Here is a 16,642-nt window from a genome sequence, read left to right on the forward strand (position 1 = left end):
CGCGTGCCCCCTTCGGGGAGGGATCTACGGGGCGGCCGTCATTCCGCAGGCCTCAAGCCCTGCCTGCATATGCGCGGGTGCCGGTGCCTTCACCGCAATCGCCTCGCGCTTCGGATAGAGCGGCAGGCTCAAACCCCGCGCATGGAGCTTCAAGCCCGGCCCGTCCCGCCCGGCGCCGCCGTAGATCGCGTCACCCTGGATCGGCCAGCCCATCGCTGCGCAGTGAACCCGCAATTGGTGGGTCCGCCCCGTGACCGGCTTCAGTTCCAGCCAGGACAGGCCGTTCGCCCGCCCGAGCACCCGGTAGAGCGTCAGCGAGGGGGCGCCGGCCGGGTCGGTCTTCATCCACCAACTGCGCGGATCGTCCGAACGCTTGGCCAGCGGGAGGTCGATACACCCTTCCGTGGCCTCGGGGCCGCCTTCGACCAGGGCCCAGTAGGTCTTATCGACCTTGCCGTCGGCGAACAGGCGGTTCAAACGCGCCAGGGCCTTGGCGTGGCGGCCGAGCACGAGGCAGCCCGACGTGTCGCGGTCGAGCCGGTGCGCGGCCTCCGGCCGGCGCGGCAGGCCGAAGCGCAGGGCGTCGAGATGGTCGGTAAGCGTCGGCCCGCCCTTCGGCCCCGGATGCACCGGCAAACCCGCTGGCTTGTCGATGACGAGCATCAAGGCATCGCGGTAGAGGAGCGGAGGCCCTATCTCCGGTCCAACGGTGCGATCCGGCACTGAAACACGCGCATTCATGCCCCACGGGCTAGAATGTCGGATCGTCGCGGGCAAGGTTTGAGCAGGGCAAGATTTTGAACAAGGGACGAGGATGAGCGACGACGAGAAGCCCGGCTGGTTCGGACGCCTGTTCGGGCGAAAGGGCGCGCCCGAATCCAAGTCCCCCGAGCCGGCGCCGGCCGAGGACGCCGCGGCCGAGGACACCTCGGCTGAGCAATCGGTCACGCCGGACCCGTTATCGCCCGCCTCCGAATCCGAGGGGCAACCGGTCTTCACCACGGCCGCGGACGACGTTGCCCACGTGCCGCCCGCGGTGAGCGAGCCCGCGCCGGACGATCCCGACAAGAACCGCATCCCCGACGAACTGGAAGGCGCCGACCTCCAGCCCGAGCCGCAGCCGCCCTCCGGCGAAGCACCGCAGCCCGACGAGATTTCTGCCGAGAGCGAACCGGCGCCGACCTCCACCGAGACGGCGGAGAAGCGGAACTGGTGGTCGCGCCTGACCGGCGGCGAGGACGAGACTCCCACACCCGCGGTCGAATCCGAACCACCCGCCGAGGTCGATATCCAGCCGGTCGATTCCGCGGCGGCACTCGCGAGCGATGCGCTCGCTGGCGCCGTTGAGGGCAGCGAGAAGCAGGGCTGGTGGTCGCGCCTCACCGCTGGCATGCGCCGCACCTCCTCCGCCCTGTCGGATCGGGTCACGGGCCTGTTCACCAAGCGCAAGCTCGACGCGACCACCCTTGAGGATCTGGAAGATGCGCTGATCCAGGCCGATTTCGGCGTGGAGACGGCGATGCGGATGTCGGAGGCGGTCGGCAAGGGCCGCTACGAGAAGGGCATCTCGCCCGACGAGGTGCGCGCCATCCTCGCCACCGAGATCGAGCGGGCGCTGGAGCCCGTGGCGCTGCCGATCGAGATCGATTCGGCCAAGAAGCCCTATGTCATCCTGACGGTCGGCGTGAACGGCGCCGGCAAGACGACGACGATAGGCAAGCTCTCGCTCAAGTTCAAGGCCGAAGGGCGCAGCGTCATGCTGGCGGCCGGCGACACGTTCCGCGCAGCCGCGATCGAGCAGTTGCGGGTGTGGGGCGATCGCACCGGCACGCCGGTCATCAGCCGTGCGCAGGGATCGGACGCGGCAGGGCTCGCCTTCGACGCGTTCAAGGAGGCGCAGGCGAACGGCACCGACGTGCTCCTGATCGACACCGCCGGCCGCTTGCAGAACAAGGCCGGGCTGATGGCGGAGCTGGAGAAGATCGTCCGGGTCATCCGCAAGATCGATCCGGAGGCGCCGCATGCCACCCTGCTGGTGCTCGACGCCACCGTCGGGCAGAACGCGCTGAGCCAGGTCGAGTTGTTCTCGCAGGCCGCGCCCGTCTCGGGCCTCGTGATGACGAAGCTCGACGGAACCGCACGGGGCGGTATTCTGGTGGCGCTCGCCACGAAGTTTGGCCTGCCCGTGCACTTCATCGGGGTCGGCGAGGGCGTGGAAGACTTGGAGCCGTTCGCCGCGCGGGATTTTGCCCGGGCGATCACCGGCCTTCCCAAGGAGTAGCCAATTGCCTGCCCCTGGAGCCGCATCCGGCCTGATTGCATCAGGTCGGCGTCTCCAGGTCTCTGTTGTGACGCGCATTCATTCGACGAACCGGAGACCACTTCGTCGGAATGCGCGCTAGGAGCATCGTGAGAGTGTCCGCATGAAGGTCGAGAGCGTTCCGCCGCGCCGGCACCTGCCGCCGCTCCTCAAACTGGCGCTGGAAGTGGGCCCGCTGACGGTCTTCTTCCTCGGCAACGCCTATGCCGAGCGCTTCGGCGTGGCGGCGGAGAGCAAGCTGTTCGTGGCGACCGGCGTGTTCATCGTCGCCACGATGCTCGCGCTGGCCGTGCACTTCGCCCTGCTGCGGCGGCTGCCGATCATGCCGCTCGTGTCGGGCGTCGTCGTGCTCGTGTTCGGCGGCCTGACGCTGGCGCTGCAGGACAAGACCTTCATCATGATGAAGCCGACCATCGTGAACACGCTGTTCGGCCTCGTTCTGCTCGGCGGCCTCGCTTTCAACAAGTCGCTGCTCTCGGTCGTGCTCGACAGCATGTTCGCGCTCACCGATGTGGGCTGGCGCAAGCTCACCTTTCGCTGGGGCCTGTTCTTTCTCGCGCTCGCGGTCGTCAACGAGGTCGTCTGGCGCACGCAGACCGAGGATTTCTGGGTAAGCTTCAAGGTGTTCGGCATCATGCCGCTCACGGTCGCCTTCGCCCTGGCCCAGACGCCGCTGTTGCTGCGCTACGAGCGCAAAGACGAGGCCGAGGCGAAGGCCGGCTGATCGAACTCAGCCGATCCGCCGCGGCATCCGGAACGGCAGCATCAGCCGCACCAGCGGGTTGCGGAAGCGCGTGAGCGACAGGCTCTCGTGCACGGGCTGCACCGCCTCGCCGTCGAGGGTCGAGGCGAGCAGCGAGCGGGCATAGAACGGCGTGTCCTCGAAGGTGCGGATCACCTGCGCACGGCCGTCGTCGCTGCGGGTCGTACGCGGCATCCGCCATAGGCCGGTGGGGGGCAGGTCGGCGGCGAGCGGCGGGCGCATCTCCCGGCGGGTGCCGTCGGCGTCGAAGCGCAGCGTCAGATTCTGCCCGCTGCCATCCGTCCGGCGCACGTCGTAGAGGATGGCCGAACCGCGCTTGAGCGGCGCGCGGCACCACGTCCAATCCGTGAACGCGTCTTCGAGGGCGCCGTCGCCGTCATTGGTGTCGTGGTAGCCGCTGCCGCGCCAGGAGAGGGCGGGCGCGGTGAATTCGGCCTCCACCTCGCAATCGGGCGCCATCGGCCACCAGCGATGCAGGCCGTGCGTATCGAGGGTGAAGGGCTGCGCCGTCAGCGCCCGCGGCCGCACCCGCACCGTGCCCCGCACCGCCCGCGGGATCGGCGAGGAGCGCTCGTCGAGGCGGATCGTCAGCACGCTGCCATCCCATTCGAGGGAGGAGGGCCCGAGGCTGAAGCTCGTCGCATCGCGCGCCAGCGAGCGGGCGTTGCGCTCGGTCATGGCGAAGCGGTTGCCCCGCCCGCCGTAGAGCACGACGTTGACGGCGCAGTGGGCGAACGGATCGCGCGCCGCGTCCCAGGCATAGTAGGGCGAGAACACGCTGCCGATGAAGGCGATGACGGTGAGCCCCTGGCGCCCGTCCGCGCTCACCGCATCGACGTACCACCAGACGTAGCCGCCGCGCGTCACCGCCCCGTCGAAGCGAGGTCCGCGCGCAGTGCCGCCGCCGCGAGCCGGCCCGATTGCGCCGCCATCGGCACCCCCGGCCCCGGATGCACGCTGCCTCCCGCCAGGTAGAGCCCCGGCACCCGCGTCCGCGCCCCCGGCCGTTTGAACGTCGCCGTCCAGCCGTGCGAGGCCCGGCCGTAGAGGGCCCCGCCCGTCCCCGGAAACAGCCCCGCGAAATCCTGCGGGGTCGTGATCGTCCCCGGCCCCGTCGGCTCCAGGGTGAGTCCGCAGGCCGAGAGCTTGCGCAGGATGGTCGTCTCGCATGCGGCGATCTCCGTGGGGCTGAAGCGACGCTCCCCGCCATCGGCGGGCGCGTTGACGAGGAGGAGCAGGCGTTCCGGCCCGTCAGGGGCCGCACCGCCGTCGCCGTCCCGGTCCTGGGCGCAGATGTAGACGGTCGGGTCCGGCGGCAGGCGGCGGCCGCGCAGGATCGCGTCGAACTCCGCGCGGTAATCGGCCGAGAAGAACACGCTGTGATGTGCGAGGTCGAAGCCCTTGGCCCGCGCCGTCGCGCAGAGGGTGACCGCCGAGAGCGAGCGCTCGCGGGCGGGCACCCGGTCGCCGGCGGCGGCCGCATCGCGCCCGAGCAGTCCGCTGCCGAGGGCCGCGACGTCGGCATTGGCGATCACCGCATCGGCGGCAATGCGCTCGCCGCCGACGAGTTCGACCCCCGCGACGCGGCCGCGCTCCGTCAGGATTTGGGCGACATCCGCACCGGTGCGCAGGGTGGCGCCGCGGCGCTCGGCCAGATCCGCGACCGCTTGTGCGAGCCGGCTCAAGCCGCCCTCGACGGTCCAGACGCCGGCCTGCTCCACATGGGCGACGAGCATCAGTGTGGCGGGCGCCTCGAACGGCGAGGCGCCGCAATAGGTGGCGTAGCGCCCGAAGAGCTGGAGCAGGCGCGGATCGCGGAAATATTCGCCGAGCGCCGACCACAGAGTCGCGAAGGGCTGGATACGCCAGAGGCTGCCGATGCCCGACAGCCCGACGCGCTGGGCGAGATCGACGGGGCTCGGCCGGTCGGCGCGAATGAACGGCCCTTCCAGCGTGCGATAGACTTCGGCCGCACGGGCGCAGAACCGCCGATAGCCCTCCGCCTCGCGCGCACCGGCAAAGGCGCCGATGGCGGCCGCCGAGGTCTCGATATCCGCGAACAGGTCGAGCCGTTCATGCGCGTTCCAGGCATGGCGGGCCAGCAGGGAGGCCGGCCGCAGCCGCATCTCCGATGCGAGGTCGGTGCCGGCTTCGGCGAATAGCTCCTCGAACACCCAGCGCATGGTGAAGACGGTGGGGCCGGCCTCGACCGGCACCCCGTTCACGGGCAGCGACCGCATCTTGCCGCCGACGCGCGCCGCCCGCTCCAGGACGGTGACGGCATGGCCGGCCGCGGCAAGGCTCAGCGCTGCCGCGAGCCCGCCGATGCCGGCACCGATCACGATGACGCTTTTTTCTGCCACCGAAACTGCGCTCCGCCTCGCATCGCCGTTGATCCGAGCCCCCAACAGTGTCAAGTATAATTGACATAACCACAAGGCAAGGCAGCCTGACATCGGGAGGACGGCATGGACGTCGGCCGGCGGATCGAGACGGTGCTCGACATTGCAGTGTCCCATGCGGAGGCGCCGGGTGCGCCGCCGCTCCTGGCGGAGGCGATCCGCTACGCGGTCTTTCCCGGCGGCCACCGCATCCGCCCGCGCCTCTGCCTTGCCGTCGCGCTCGCCTGTGGCGACGACGACCCCGCCGCCTCGGAGGCGGCGGCTGCGGCGATCGAACTCCTGCACTGCGCCTCGCTCGTCCACGACGACCTGCCGTGCTTCGACGATGCGCCGATGCGCCGCCAGAAGCCTTCGGTCCATGCAGCCTTCGGCGTGCCGCTCGCTGTGCTCACGGGCGATGCGCTGATCGTCACCGCCTTCGAGACACTGGCGCGGGGCGTGACCCGCTCGCCCACGCGCCTCGCCTGTCTCGTCGGGCTGATCGCCCGCGCCGCCGGATCGCCCTCCGGCATCGTCGCCGGGCAGGCCTGGGAATCCGAGCCTTATGTGGATCTGGTCGAGTACCAGCAGGCCAAGACCGGCGCGCTGTTCGCCGCGGCCACGGTGGCCGGTGCCGCCGCCGCGGGAGCGCCGCCGCTGCCCTGGCGCCTGCTCGGGGAATGCCTCGGGGCGGCCTATCAGGTCGCCGACGACCTGCGCGATGTCGCCTGCCGCCAGGAGGAGATCGGCAAGCCCGCCGGCAGGGACGCCACCCTCGGACGTCCGAACGCGGCGGCCCTGCTCGGCATGGGCGGTGCCCTGGAGCGCCTGAAGAACCTCACGCAGGAGGCGATCGACGTGATTCCCCCCTGCCGCGGGCAGGAGGCGATGCGCACCGAGATCGAGGCGCAGACCCGGCTGTTCATGCCCGCTTCCCTCCGCGCGATGGCGTGAGGGCCGGCCTTGCCCGCCGCGATGACCGAGGCCGGACCCGCGCCGGAGACGCGCGGCGGCTGGCGCGAGCGCTGGCTCGCCTTCCGCAACCGCACCGTGGCCAGCCCCGGCTTCCAGCGCTGGGCCGCGGGGTTTCCGTTCACCCGCAGGATCGCGCAGCGGAACACCCGGGCGTTGTTCGACCTCTGCGCCGGCTTCGTCTACGCGCAGGTGCTGTTCGCCTGCGTCCGGCTCGACCTGTTCACGGGGCTACGGGACGGCCCGCTCGCGCCGGATGCCCTCGCCCGCCGCCTTGATCTACCGGCCGACCGCGCCCTGACCTTGCTCAAGGCCGCCGCCTCCCTCGACCTGATCACCCTGCTGCCGGATGGGCGCTTCGCCCTGGCCGATCTCGGCGCGGCGCTGATCGGCAATCCCTCGGTCGCGGCGATGATCGAGCACCACGCCATGCTCTATGCCGATCTGGCCGATCCCGTCGCCCTGTTGCGCGGCGGGGCGGGGCCGACGCGGCTCGGGGGCTACTGGCCCTATGCCGAAGCCGGCGGGGCGGTGCCGCTCGGTCCGGATTCGGTCGCCGCCTATAGCGGCTTGATGGCGGCCTCGCAGGCGCTGATCGCCGACGACGTGCTCGATGCCCTGCCGCTCGCCGATCGTGCGTGCCTAATGGATGTCGGCGGCGGGGAGGGCGTGTTCCTCGCCCAGGCCGCCCGCCGCCATCCGGGGCTGGCGCTGCGCCTGCTCGATCTCCCGCCGGTCGCGGAACGGGCGGGCGCCCGCCTCGCCGCGGAGGGCCTTGGCGACCGCGTCACCTGTCTCGGCCGGAGCTTTCTCGGCGGCTCCCTGCCGCCGGGCGCCGACGCGATCACCCTGGTGCGGGTCGTCCACGATCACGACGATGCGGTCGCCCTGGCGCTCCTGCGTGCGGCCCACGTGGCGCTGCCGCCGGGCGGGCTGCTGGCGATCGCCGAGCCGATGGCCGGCACGCCCGGCGCCGAGCCGGTGGGCGATGCGTATTTCGGCTTCTACCTCCTCGCCATGGGCAGCGGCCGGCCCCGCACGGCCACCGAATTGACGGCCATGCTGACCCAGGCCGGCTTCGCTGAAATCCGCGAGCGGGCGACACGGCGACCGCTGTTGGCGCGATTGATCACCGCAAAGCGGCGCTAGAAGTGTAAAGTTTACTTGACGCAAGTTCACGTCCATCTAGGATGACATCAAGCGGTTCAGCCCATCGCGGAGTCGCAAGCAGCAACGGGGGAGGCAGGGAGATGGAAGCGTTGGCCGTCGTCCTTGAACGACCGGAGCACTTGGCGCTCAACCGTCTGGCGCTCACCCCGGCGACCGAGGGCGATGCGATCGTTGCCGTCTCGTGGAGCGGCATCAGCACGGGAACCGAGCGCCTGCTCTGGTCCGGCCGGATGCCGCCCTTTCCCGGTATGGGTTACCCGCTAGTACCCGGCTACGAGTCGGTCGGCACGGTGGTCGAGGCCGATGCCGGCAGCGGACTGCGCGTTGGGCAAACCGTGTTCGTGCCCGGCGCCCGCTGCTTCGGCGCCGTCAACGGCCTGTTCGGCGGGGCCGCCTCGCACCTGATCGCGCCGGCCGCGCGTCTCGTCCCCGTCGATGCCGCGCTCGGCGACCGCGCCTGCCTCATCGCCCTGGCGGCGACCGCCTACCACGCCCTGTCCGGCATCGTGCCCGGCACGCGCAGCCTCATCGTCGGCCACGGCGTCCTCGGCCGGCTGCTCGCGCGGCTGACGATGCTGGCCGGCGGCGAACCCGTGGTGTGGGAGCGCGAGGCGCTGCGGGCTCAAGGCACCTTCGGTTACGCCGTGCTCGCGCCCGACGAAGATCCGGCGCGCGACTATTCGGTCATCACCGATGTCAGCGGCGATTCGAGCCTGCTCGACACGCTGATCGGCCGCCTCGCCCCCGGCGGCGAGATCGTGCTCGCCGGCTTCTACGAGGCGCCGCTCGCCTTCGCCTTCCCGCCCGCCTTCCTGCGCGAGGCTCGCATCCGGGTCTCGGCGGAGTGGCGGCCGGGCGACCTCGCGGCGGTCCGGGCCCTGATCGAGGCCGGACGCCTGTCGCTCGACGGGCTCATCACCCACCGGGTGCCCGCCACGGAAGCGGGAGAGGCCTACCGCACTGCGTTCGCCGATCCGGCCTGCCTGAAGATGATCCTCGATTGGAGGGCCTGCGCATGAACCTACAGCTCAGCAAGGCGGCGTTGAACGCCGCGACGACGCTGCGGGCCGAGGCCGCCATCGAGCCCGATCCGGTCGCGACCGGCGAGGTGAAGCGCGAGACGCAGATCATCGCGATTTACGGCAAGGGCGGCATCGGCAAGTCGTTCACCCTGGCCAATCTCAGCTACATGATGGCCCAGCAGGGCAAGAAGGTGCTGCTGATCGGCTGCGACCCGAAGAGCGACACGACTTCGCTCCTCTTCGGTGGGCGCGCCTGCCCGACCATCATCGAGACTTCGACGAAGAAGAAGCTCGCGGGCGAGGCGGTCGCCATCGGCGATGTCTGCTTCAAGCGCGACGGCGTCTACGCGATGGAACTCGGCGGCCCGGAAGTCGGTCGCGGCTGCGGCGGGCGCGGGATCATCCATGGCTTCGAGCTCTTGGAAAAGCTCGGCTTCCACGAATGGGGCTTCGACTACGTCCTGCTCGACTTCCTTGGCGACGTGGTCTGCGGCGGCTTCGGCCTGCCGATCGCCCGCGACATGTGCCAGAAGGTCATCGTCGTCGGGTCCAATGACCTGCAATCGCTCTACGTCGCCAACAACGTCTGCTCGGCGGTCGAATACTTCCGCAAGATGGGCGGCAATGTCGGCGTCGGCGGCCTCGTCATCAACAAGGATGACGGCAGCGGCGAAGCGCAGGCCTTCGCGGATGCCGCTGGCATTCCGGTGCTGGCCTCGATCCCGGCCGACGACGACATCCGCCGCAAGAGCGCGAATTACGAGATCATCGGCAAGCCCGATGGGCGCTGGGGCTCGCTCTTCGCCGACCTCTCGCAGAACGTGGCGGAGGCCAAACCGCACCAGCCGACGCCGCTGAGCCAGGACGCGCTGCTCGGCCTGTTCTCTAGCGAAGCCACGGGGCGCAACGTGGTGCTGGAGCCCGCCACCATCGAGGACATGTGCGGGCGAACCAGCCTCGCCAAGCCGTCCCTCGAAGTCGTCTACGACGAGGTCTGAGCCATGACGGTCAGCCTCGACATCACCGCGCTCCGCGCCCGCCGCCCCGAGGGCATCGATCTCGCTGCGACGCAGGGCGACGGGCTCGGCTGCCATGCCGGCAAGGATGCGATGCGCGCCGCCGCCGAGGCCGCGGGCCTGTCCGGCACGCTCGAGCAGTACCGGAAGGACTATCCGGCGGGGCCGCACGATCAGCCGCAGAGCATGTGCCCGGCCTTCGGCTCCCTGCGCGTCGGCCTGCGCATGCGGCGCACGATGACCATCCTGTCGGGCTCGGCCTGCTGCGTCTACGGCCTGACCTTCACCTCGCATTTCTACGGCGCGCGCCGGAGCGTCGGCTACGTGCCGTTCAACTCCGAGACGCTCGTCACCGGCAAGCTGTTCGAGGACATCCGCGAGGCGGTCTACGCCTCGGCCAACCCGCAGGATTACGACGCGATCGTCGTCATCAACCTCTGCGTCCCGACCGCGTCGGGGGTGCCGCTGCGGCTGCTACCGAAGCAGATCGACGGCGTGCGCGTCATCGGCATCGACGTGCCGGGTTTCGGCGTGCCGACCCATGCCGAGGCCAAGGACGTGCTGGCCGGCGCGATGCTCAAATTCGCCCGCAGCGAGGCGGAGACCGGCCCGGTCCAGGCCCCACGCGGAGGCCGCTCGGAGCGTCCGTCCGTGGCACTTCTGGGCGAGATGTTCCCCGCCGATCCCGTGGTGATCGGTGCGCTCCTCGAACCGCTCGGCCTCAGCGCCGGCCCCGTCGTGCCGACGCGGGAATGGCGCGAACTCTACGGCGCCCTTGACGCTGCGGCGGTGGCGGCGATCCACCCGTTCTACACCGCGAGCATCCGCGAGTTCGAGGCGGCCGGTCGGCCGGTGATCGGCTCCGCCCCCGTCGGCCATGACGGCACTGCCGATTGGTTGGAGGCCATCGGCAACGCCTGCGACGTTCCGCGCGACACCATCGCGGCGGCGAAGAACCGGCTTCTGCCGGCGATCCGGGGGGCGCTGGCCGCATCCCCGATCCGCGGGCGCATCACGCTCTCCGGTTACGAGGGCTCGGAACTCCTCGTGGCCCGTCTCCTCGTCGAGAGCGGCGCCGAGGTGCCCTATGTCGGCACGGCCTGCCCGCGCACGCCCTGGTCCGAGCCGGACCGGGTCTGGCTGGAGGAGCGCGGCGTCAGCGTCCGCTACCGCGCCTCGCTGGAAGACGATCTTGCCGCGCTCGACGCGTTCCGGCCGGATCTCGCCATCGGCACGACGCCGGTGGTGCAGAAGGCCAAGGAGGCCGGCACTCCGGCCCTCTACTTCACCAATCTGATCTCGGCGCGCCCGCTGATGGGAGCGGCCGGAGCCGGCTCGCTGGCCAAGGTCGTCAACGCCGCGCTTGCCAACCGGCCGCGCTTCGACGCCATGCGGGCCTTCTTCGAGGGCGTCGGCACCGGTCACGCCGCCGGCATCTGGCAGGACGTGCCGGTGCTCAAGACGGCGCCGAAGGCCGCGGCGCCCCTGAAGCCGATCGGGGAGATGGTCTGATGCTGGTCATCGATCACGACCGCGCCGGCGGCTATTGGGGGGCGGTCTACGTCTTCACGGCGATCAAGGGCCTTCAGGTGGTCATCGACGGCCCCGTGGGCTGCGAGAACCTGCCGGTCACCTCGGTGCTGCACTACACCGACGCGCTGCCGCCGCACGAATTGCCGATCGTCGTCACCGGCTTGGCCGAAGAAGAACTCGGCCGCCACGGCACCGAGGGCGCGATGAAGCGGGCGCATGCCACGCTCGATCCCGGCCAGCCGAGCGTCGTGGTGACGGGCTCCATCGCCGAGATGATCGGCGGAGGCGTCACGCCCGAGGGCACAGGCCTCCAGCGCTTCCTGCCCCGCACCATCGATGAGGATCAGTGGCAATCCGCCGACCGGGCGATGAGCTGGCTCTGGCAGGAATACGGCGCCCGGCGCTTTGCCAAGAAGGGCATCCCGGCCCGGCCGGAGCGCAAGGACGGGGCGAAGCCGCGGGTCAACATCATCGGCCCGGCCTACGGCACCTTCAACATGGCCTCGGACCTCGCCGAGATCCGCCGCCTCGTGGAGGGCATCGGCGCCGAGGTGAACCTCACCTTCCCGCTCGGCGCGCACCTCGCCGACGTGCCCAAGCTCGTCAACGCGGATGCCAATATCTGCCTCTACCGCGAGTTCGGCCGCCTGCTCTGCGAGAGCCTGGAGCGCCCCTATCTCCAGGCGCCGATCGGCGTGCTCTCGACCACCAAGTTCCTGCGCAGGCTGGGCGAGATCCTTGGGATCGACCCCGAACCCTTCATCGAGCGCGAGCGCCACACCACGATCAAGCCGGTCTGGGACCTGTGGCGCTCGGTGACACAGGATTTCTTCGGCACAGCGAGCTTCGGCATCGTCGCGACCGAGACCTATGCCCGCGGCGTTCGCCATTTCCTCGAAGAGGAGATGGGCCTGCCCTGCCACTTCGCCTTTTCGCGCAGCGCCGGCACGAAGCCTGATAACGTGGCGGTGCGCGCGGCGATCAAGACCAGCCCGCCGCTCGTCCTGTTCGGCTCCTTCAACGAGCGCATGTACCTCGCCGAGGCCGGCGGGCGGGCGATCTACGTGCCCGCCTCGTTCCCCGGCGCCATCATCCGGCGGCACACCGGCACGCCGTTCATGGGCTATGCCGGCGCGACCTACCTCGTTCAGGAAGTCTGCAACGCCCTGTTCGACATGCTCTTCCACATCCTGCCGCTCGCCCGCGACATGGATGCGGTGGAGGCGACCCCCGCCCGGACGCATCGCGAATTGCCCTGGGACGAAGCCGCCCGCGCCCGGCTCGACGCGCTGGTCGAGGCCCATCCCGTTCTCACGCGGATCTCCGCCGCCAAACGCCTGCGCGATGCCGCCGAGCGGGCCGCGCGCCGGGTCGCCGCGGAGCGCGTCGCCGCCGCCCATGTCGAGCGGGCGCAGAGCGACCTCGTCTTGGGGAGCGCCGCATGAGCGCGGGTCTCCTTCATCCCCTTCACCCTCCGGTCCCTCGCGGAGCCGGACAGAATGCGGAGCACCAAGTCATGGGAGTGGTCATGCAACGATCGATGCCCGCCTCGTCGCGGCTGCACAGCGAGGCGGTCCAGTTCCGGATCATCCTCGCCGCCACCTACCCGTTCTTCCTCGCCGCCGCCCTGGTGCAGCGTTTTCGGCCCGGCACCGCGCCCCGGCGCGGCCTGCCGCCGATGCGCCGCTCCGTCTTCGGCGAGGCCAAGGCCATGGCCGTCTCGGCGATCCCGTTCGCCTTCATGGGCTAGGGGCCCGGCGCGTCGTCTCGCGAACCGGCAACCGCCTTCGCGACGCCGCGCCAGCGCCTTCAGAACTTCCGTGCGGTGACACGGGGGATCCCTGCGCCGTGATGTCATCGGGTCACGGCGACACCCGCCACGCCTGTCAACGCGCGGCATAACCAGCGGAGGTTCGATCGATGGCGAACGGTATCACAGAAAGACCGAGCAGCCTGTCCGGGCTGACGGAACCCGAAGCCAAGGAATTTCACGCGATCTTCCTGACGAGCTTCATCATCTTCACGGCCATCGCCGTGGTCGCCCACATTCTCGTCTGGCTGTGGCGGCCCTGGCTTCCCGGGCCGAAGGGCTACGCCCTGCTCGACGGCGTCACCCACGCCGCCCACGGCCTTGTGTCGATGATCGGCTGAGGAGACGCGCGATGCACAAGATCTGGCTTCTGTTCGATCCCCGGCGCACCCTCGTTGCGCTCTTCACCTTCCTGTTCGTCCTGGCGCTGCTGATCCACTTCATCCTGCTCAGCACCGACCGGTTCAACTGGTTGGAAGGCCCGAAGGACGCGAAGGCCGCCGCCGCCCACAGCCTCGTCCTCCCGACGATGCCGACCTGACCGGCCCCACCGCCGGTTCTGCCGCGGGCGGGCCCTGTCGCGCCTGCCCCGGCCTCCTTCGTCCTCACCGCGGGGATTTCCGCCATGGCGATGCTGAGCTTCGAGCGCAAATACCGGGTCCGCGGCGGCACTCTGCTGGGCGGAGACCTGTTCGATTTCTGGGTGGGGCCGTTCTACGTCGGCTTCTTCGGCGTCACGACGATCTTCTTCTCGGTGCTCGGCACCGCCCTGATCCTCTACGGCGCGGCCATCGGCCCGACCTGGAACATCTGGCAGATCAACATCGCGCCCCCCGACCTGAAATACGGGCTGGCCCTGGCGCCCCTGAAGGAAGGGGGCCTGTGGCAGATCATTACCTTCTGCGCGATCGGGTCGTTCGTGTCCTGGGCTTTGCGCGAGGTCGAGATCTGCCGCAAGCTCGGCATCGGCTACCATGTGCCGTTCGCCTTCTCGGTGGCGATCTTCGCCTACGTTTCGCTGGTGGTGGTCCGCCCGTTCCTGATGGGCGCCTGGGGCTATGGCTTCCCCTACGGCATCCTCTCCCATCTCGATTGGGTGTCGAACACCGGCTACCAGTATCTGCACTTCCACTACAATCCCGCGCACATGCTCGCCGTGACGTTCTTCTTCACGACGACCTTCGCACTGGCGCTGCACGGCTCACTGATCCTGTCCTCGACCAATCCGGCCAAGGGCGAGACGGTGAAGACGCCCGAGCACGAGGACACCTATTTCCGCGACACGATCGGCTACTCGATCGGCACGCTGGGCATCCACCGGCTCGGCCTGTTCCTCGCGCTCTCCGCGGGATTCTGGAGCGCGGTCTGCATCGTCATCTCGGGCCCCTTCTGGACGCAAGGGTGGCCGGAATGGTGGGGCTGGTGGCTCAACCTGCCCGTGTGGCGGTGAACCGGATCGCCGCCCGGCATCCGCGCCGGCCGGCCTGAAGCGCAGGTTCGATCTTCGGGGCTCGGGGATCTCCGCCGACGGCGTGAGCCTCGAACGGCCGCAGGTCCATGGAGGGAGACGCCGTGGCCTATTATCAGAACATCTTCACGCAGGTGCAGGTCCGCCCGGTCGAGCCGGAATACGGCATCCCGATCTCGTCCGACGCCCGCATCGGCAAGCCGTTCAACAGCTACCTGTTCGGGCTGATCGGCAACAGCCAGGTCGGGCCGATCTACGGCGGCTATCTCGGCGCCTTGTCCTTCGCCTGCGGCCTGATCGCCTTCGAGATCATCGGCCTCAACATGTGGGCCAGCGTGAACTGGGATCCGATCCAGTTCGTCCGCCAGCTCCCCTGGCTGGCCCTCGAACCGCCGCTGCCGAAATACGGGCTCAAGGTGCTGCCCCCGCTCAACGAGGGCGGATGGTGGCTGATCGCGGGCTTCTTCCTCACCGCCTCGATCCTGCTCTGGTGGGTGCGCATGTATCGCCGCGCCCGCGCGCTCGGGCTCGGGTCGCACACGCCCTGGGCCTTCGCCGCCGCGATCTGGCTCTATCTCGTGCTCGGCTTCATCCGCCCGGTTCTGATGGGATCTTGGAGCGAGGCCGTGCCCTTCGGCATCTTCCCGCATCTCGATTGGACCGCCGCATTCTCGCTGCGCTACGGCAACCTGTTCTACAACCCGTTCCACATGCTCTCGATCGTCTTCCTCTATGGGTCGACGCTGCTCTTCGCGATGCATGGGGCGACGATCCTGGCCACCAGCCGCTACGGCGCCGAGCGTGAGATCGACCAGATCGTCGATCGCGGCACCGCCACCGAGCGCGCCGCCCTGTTCTGGCGCTGGACCATGGGCTTCAACGCCACGATGGAATCGATCCACCGCTGGGCGTGGTGGTTCGCGGTGCTGACGACGATCACCGGCGGCATCGGTATCCTGCTCACCGGCACCGTGGTCGACAATTGGTACCTCTGGGCGGTCAAGCACGGCGTCGCACCGTCCTACCCGCAGATCTACGGCCCGATCACCGACCCGCTCGCGACGCCAGGGGGGGCGCCATGAAGACTCTGCTCGTCGTCGCGGGCGCGGTCGTCGCCCTGTTCCTCACCATCGCCCAGTTCGGCACCGCGGGCTGGACGAGGCCGCCGATCCTCGCCCAGCAGCACGGCTTCCGCGGCACGGGCATGGATCAGATCCAGACCAAGGCCGGCGCGGCGGCCCTGAAGGCCGCCAACATCCCGCCCGCCCCGGCCGATCCGGTCGAGGCCGGCACCGACAAGGCCGGCGCGGTCTACGAGAACGTGAAGGTTCTGAAGGATCTCAGCGTCGAGGAATTCAACCGCCTGATGGTCTCGATGACGGAATGGGTCAGCCCGGAGCAGGGCTGCACCTACTGCCACAACACCGAGAACATGGCCGACGACAGCCTCTACCAGAAGCAGGTCGCCCGGCGGATGATCCAGATGGTGCAGCATATCAACACCACTTGGAAGGAGAAGCATGTCGGCGAGGCGGGGGTGAACTGCTACACCTGCCACCGCGGAAAGCCCGTGCCGGCGCAGATCTGGTTCCAGAATCCGGGGCCGAACTACAAGACCGGCTTCATCGCCCGCAACAACGGGCAGAACATGGCCTCGCCCTCCGTCGGCCTCGCCTCTTTGCCCTACGACACGCTGAGCGAATTCTTCGGTAAGAAGGACGCCGACGAGAACCTCATCCGCGTCAACGCGACGACGGCCCTGCCGGAGAGCAAGGGCAAGCCGATCCAGGCCGCCGAGCGGACCTACGGCCTGATGATGCACATGTCGTCGTCGCTCGGCGTGAATTGCACCTACTGCCACAACACCCGGGCGGTCTCGAACTGGTCGCAGAGCACGCCGCAGCGCACCCTGGCGTGGCACGCGATCCGGATGGTGCGCGATCTCAACGGCAACTACATCGAGCCGCTGACGACGACCTTCCCGGCCAACCGCCTCGGTCCCACCGGTGATGCGCCCAAGCTGAACTGCGCCACCTGCCACAATGGCCAGAGCAAACCGCTGGCGGGTGCCCACGTCATCGAGACCTACCCGGAACTGGCACGGACGACGGCCGAGATGGCCGAGGTGCCGCCGGCTCCGGCAACGCCCGAGCCGGAGGCGCCCGCGTCACCGCCGCAATAGCCGGC

17 protein-coding genes are annotated in these 16,642 nt (G+C 69.6%); 14 read left to right on the forward strand and 3 right to left on the reverse strand.

What is annotated here, in order from left to right; all coding sequences use genetic code 11:
• Window positions 1-24: 24 nt before the first annotated feature.
• Complete coding sequence (locus tag ASF53_RS02705; protein WP_056193325.1) at window positions 25-741, reverse strand: RluA family pseudouridine synthase; 717 nt, start codon at window positions 739-741, stop codon at window positions 25-27.
• 73 nt (window positions 742-814) lie between these two features.
• Between ASF53_RS02705 and ftsY the strand changes: the two genes are divergently transcribed.
• Entirely contained in the window at window positions 815-2,281 is a 1,467-nt protein-coding gene (gene ftsY, locus ASF53_RS02710) for a signal recognition particle-docking protein FtsY (protein WP_056193328.1), read from the forward strand.
• A 142-nt stretch (window positions 2,282-2,423) separates the two neighbouring features.
• The gene (locus ASF53_RS02715) at window positions 2,424-3,044 is read left to right on the forward strand and encodes a septation protein A (protein ID WP_056193331.1); all 621 of its coding nucleotides are present in this window, start codon (window positions 2,424-2,426) and stop codon (window positions 3,042-3,044) included.
• A gap of 6 nt (window positions 3,045-3,050) precedes the next feature.
• On the opposite strand, the gene ASF53_RS02720 is transcribed toward ASF53_RS02715, so the two are convergent.
• Together ASF53_RS02720 and crtD are read right to left on the reverse strand one after the other, a co-directional pair.
• Window positions 3,051-3,950, reverse strand: a complete 900-nt coding sequence (locus tag ASF53_RS02720; RefSeq protein WP_200943154.1) for a carotenoid 1,2-hydratase family protein — start codon at window positions 3,948-3,950, stop codon at window positions 3,051-3,053.
• Window positions 3,947-5,446 carry a 1-hydroxycarotenoid 3,4-desaturase CrtD gene (crtD, locus tag ASF53_RS02725; protein WP_056193335.1) on the reverse strand — a complete coding sequence of 500 codons (1,500 nt, stop codon included), beginning with the start codon at window positions 5,444-5,446 and terminating at the stop codon, window positions 3,947-3,949. Before crtD ends, ASF53_RS02720 begins: the two co-directional genes overlap by 4 nt.
• A 105-nt stretch (window positions 5,447-5,551) precedes the next feature.
• On the opposite strand from crtD, the gene ASF53_RS02730 reads away from it, so the two are divergent.
• The 12 genes from ASF53_RS02730 (at window position 5,552) to pufC (ending at window position 16,637) form a co-directional block, all read left to right on the forward strand.
• Entirely contained in the window at window positions 5,552-6,418 is an 867-nt protein-coding gene (locus ASF53_RS02730; protein ID WP_056193338.1) for a polyprenyl synthetase family protein, read from the forward strand.
• A gap of 21 nt (window positions 6,419-6,439) precedes the next feature.
• Entirely contained in the window at window positions 6,440-7,585 is a 1,146-nt protein-coding gene (locus tag ASF53_RS02735) for a methyltransferase (protein ID WP_056193342.1), read from the forward strand.
• 101 nt (window positions 7,586-7,686) lie between these two features.
• Entirely contained in the window at window positions 7,687-8,625 is a 939-nt protein-coding gene (gene bchC, locus ASF53_RS02740) for a chlorophyll synthesis pathway protein BchC (RefSeq protein ID WP_056193345.1), read from the forward strand.
• Window positions 8,622-9,626 (forward strand): chlorophyllide a reductase iron protein subunit X, encoded by a 1,005-nt coding sequence (locus ASF53_RS02745; protein ID WP_056193885.1) that lies wholly within the window; start codon window positions 8,622-8,624, stop codon window positions 9,624-9,626. Before bchC ends, ASF53_RS02745 begins: the two co-directional genes overlap by 4 nt.
• A 3-nt stretch (window positions 9,627-9,629) precedes the next feature.
• The gene (bchY, locus tag ASF53_RS02750; protein WP_056193348.1) at window positions 9,630-11,156 is read left to right on the forward strand and encodes a chlorophyllide a reductase subunit Y; all 1,527 of its coding nucleotides are present in this window, start codon (window positions 9,630-9,632) and stop codon (window positions 11,154-11,156) included.
• Window positions 11,156-12,622, forward strand: coding sequence for a chlorophyllide a reductase subunit Z (gene bchZ, locus ASF53_RS02755; RefSeq protein WP_056193351.1), 1,467 nt, complete (start codon window positions 11,156-11,158; stop codon window positions 12,620-12,622). The genes bchY and bchZ overlap by 1 nt, the downstream gene beginning before the upstream one ends.
• A gap of 71 nt (window positions 12,623-12,693) precedes the next feature.
• Entirely contained in the window at window positions 12,694-12,927 is a 234-nt protein-coding gene (locus ASF53_RS02760; RefSeq protein WP_003601875.1) for a hypothetical protein, read from the forward strand.
• Window positions 12,928-13,097: 170 nt separating this feature from the next.
• Window positions 13,098-13,328 (forward strand): light-harvesting antenna LH1, beta subunit, encoded by a 231-nt coding sequence (pufB, locus tag ASF53_RS02765; protein WP_056193354.1) that lies wholly within the window; start codon window positions 13,098-13,100, stop codon window positions 13,326-13,328.
• An 11-nt stretch (window positions 13,329-13,339) separates the two neighbouring features.
• Window positions 13,340-13,528, forward strand: a complete 189-nt coding sequence (pufA, locus tag ASF53_RS02770) for a light-harvesting antenna LH1, alpha subunit (protein ID WP_056193358.1) — start codon at window positions 13,340-13,342, stop codon at window positions 13,526-13,528.
• A gap of 84 nt (window positions 13,529-13,612) precedes the next feature.
• On the forward strand, window positions 13,613-14,437 hold the full coding sequence (gene pufL / locus ASF53_RS02775) for a photosynthetic reaction center subunit L (RefSeq protein ID WP_056193361.1): 825 nt from the start codon (window positions 13,613-13,615) through the stop codon (window positions 14,435-14,437).
• A gap of 122 nt (window positions 14,438-14,559) precedes the next feature.
• Window positions 14,560-15,537 carry a photosynthetic reaction center subunit M gene (pufM, locus tag ASF53_RS02780; RefSeq protein ID WP_056193888.1) on the forward strand — a complete coding sequence of 326 codons (978 nt, stop codon included), beginning with the start codon at window positions 14,560-14,562 and terminating at the stop codon, window positions 15,535-15,537.
• The gene (gene pufC, locus ASF53_RS02785; protein ID WP_056193363.1) at window positions 15,534-16,637 is read left to right on the forward strand and encodes a photosynthetic reaction center cytochrome PufC; all 1,104 of its coding nucleotides are present in this window, start codon (window positions 15,534-15,536) and stop codon (window positions 16,635-16,637) included. The genes pufM and pufC overlap by 4 nt, the downstream gene beginning before the upstream one ends.
• The last annotated feature ends 5 nt before the right edge of the window (window positions 16,638-16,642 follow it).

The sequence above is a fragment of the Methylobacterium sp. Leaf123 genome, assembly GCF_001423405.1.
In the GTDB taxonomy this organism is placed as follows: domain Bacteria; phylum Pseudomonadota; class Alphaproteobacteria; order Rhizobiales; family Beijerinckiaceae; genus Methylobacterium.

Coding starts and splice junctions, on each gene's coding strand:
- ASF53_RS02705 (WP_056193325.1), bottom strand. CDS start 741: ATGAATGCGCGTGTTTCAGTGCCGGATCGCACCGTTGGACCGGAGATA.
- ftsY (WP_056193328.1), top strand. CDS start 815: ATGAGCGACGACGAGAAGCCCGGCTGGTTCGGACGCCTGTTCGGGCGA.
- ASF53_RS02715 (WP_056193331.1), top strand. CDS start 2,424: ATGAAGGTCGAGAGCGTTCCGCCGCGCCGGCACCTGCCGCCGCTCCTC.
- ASF53_RS02730 (WP_056193338.1), top strand. CDS start 5,552: ATGGACGTCGGCCGGCGGATCGAGACGGTGCTCGACATTGCAGTGTCC.
- ASF53_RS02735 (WP_056193342.1), top strand. CDS start 6,440: ATGACCGAGGCCGGACCCGCGCCGGAGACGCGCGGCGGCTGGCGCGAG.
- bchC (WP_056193345.1), top strand. CDS start 7,687: ATGGAAGCGTTGGCCGTCGTCCTTGAACGACCGGAGCACTTGGCGCTC.
- ASF53_RS02745 (WP_056193885.1), top strand. CDS start 8,622: ATGAACCTACAGCTCAGCAAGGCGGCGTTGAACGCCGCGACGACGCTG.
- bchY (WP_056193348.1), top strand. CDS start 9,630: ATGACGGTCAGCCTCGACATCACCGCGCTCCGCGCCCGCCGCCCCGAG.
- bchZ (WP_056193351.1), top strand. CDS start 11,156: ATGCTGGTCATCGATCACGACCGCGCCGGCGGCTATTGGGGGGCGGTC.
- ASF53_RS02760 (WP_003601875.1), top strand. CDS start 12,694: ATGGGAGTGGTCATGCAACGATCGATGCCCGCCTCGTCGCGGCTGCAC.
- pufB (WP_056193354.1), top strand. CDS start 13,098: ATGGCGAACGGTATCACAGAAAGACCGAGCAGCCTGTCCGGGCTGACG.
- pufA (WP_056193358.1), top strand. CDS start 13,340: ATGCACAAGATCTGGCTTCTGTTCGATCCCCGGCGCACCCTCGTTGCG.
- pufL (WP_056193361.1), top strand. CDS start 13,613: ATGGCGATGCTGAGCTTCGAGCGCAAATACCGGGTCCGCGGCGGCACT.
- pufC (WP_056193363.1), top strand. CDS start 15,534: ATGAAGACTCTGCTCGTCGTCGCGGGCGCGGTCGTCGCCCTGTTCCTC.